General features: G+C 73.4%; 2 protein-coding genes. Both read left to right on the top strand.

The annotated features are described in order from the left end of the window. Nucleotides 1-525: anti-sigma factor (locus tag B7767_RS41120; RefSeq protein WP_143652960.1), on the top strand; the 525-nt coding region annotated here is incomplete at its 5' end. A 126-nt stretch (nt 526-651) separates the two neighbouring features. After that, on the top strand, nt 652-927 hold the full coding sequence (locus tag B7767_RS41115) for a hypothetical protein (RefSeq protein WP_030867084.1): 276 nt from the start codon (nt 652-654) through the stop codon (nt 925-927). Nucleotides 928-966: the final 39 nt, after the last annotated feature.

Genomic DNA, 966 nt, shown 5'->3' with positions numbered 1-966 from the left:
CCGCACGTCTGGGGCGCCGCGCCCCCGCCGCGCCTCCGGGACCGGCGTCGCACGCCGCTGTTCGTGCCGTTCGCGACGGCCACCGCCGCCGCTGCGCTCGTCGTCGCCGCGCTCTTCGCCGTGCAGGCGGACCGGACCCGGGACCAACTGGCCGCCGAACGCGACCGGTCACGTGAGATCGCCCACGTTCTCGCCGCCCCGGACGCCCGCGCGGGCAGCGGCCGGGACGCGCGGGGCCGCACGATCGGAGTGATCGCCTCCGCATCGGCCCGCAGCGCGGTCGTCACCCTCGGCGGATACGGCGACCCCCCGAACGGACGTGTGCGCCAGCTCTGGCTCATGGGCCCGGACGCACGACCGCGTTCCCTGGGGCTGTTCGAGGGCGACACGCCCCTGATCGCCTCCGGCCTCGACACCGCCGCGACGTCACTCGCCGTGACCGTCGAACCTGATGGCGGGTCACCGCAGCCCACCTCACGGCCCATCGTCCAACTCGCCCTGAAAACGGTCGGATTCGGAGAGTAATCGACGAGTGTTCGTCAACCCCCTTATGGGGAAGGTGAATCCTGTGACCTCGATACGCGAGTGCCCGGACGGGGCGATAGGGTTACCCTGCCCGGGCCGGGTGGACTCGTACGGGTGGGGAGTGACATGGAACAGATAACAGTGCGCAGCAGGGCCAGGGTCCCTGCGATCACGTGCGGTAGCAGCGCGACCAGTTCGCGTCTCGACCGCCACCTCTCGGTTCTCGGGGGCCCCGCGGTCCCGCAGCGGGAGACGGCCGAGGCGACGTCGCTGATGCGCGAGCTCATCGCGCGTGACACCGCGCACGACCGCGGCGCCAGGGGCGCGCGGGCCCGAGCGAGCCGCGTCTCGCTCTTCGCCCCGCTGCGTCGGCTGCGCCGCTCCCTGTTCGGCAGCCGGTAGCGCCAGCGCCCGGACGGTCCACCTCCGTCCCGGCGCGGC

It is taken from the genome of Streptomyces sp. 13-12-16 (genome assembly GCF_002114215.1).
In the GTDB taxonomy this organism is placed as follows: domain Bacteria; phylum Actinomycetota; class Actinomycetes; order Streptomycetales; family Streptomycetaceae; genus Streptomyces.
The sequence above is the reverse complement of the archived record's forward strand: the minus strand, read 5'-3'. Positions and strand labels throughout refer to the sequence as shown.

Bases quoted from the DNA above. Each gene is read 5' to 3' on its own strand.
- B7767_RS41115 (WP_030867084.1), top strand. From the start codon at position 652: ATGGAACAGATAACAGTGCGCAGCAGGGCCAGGGTCCCTGCGATCACG.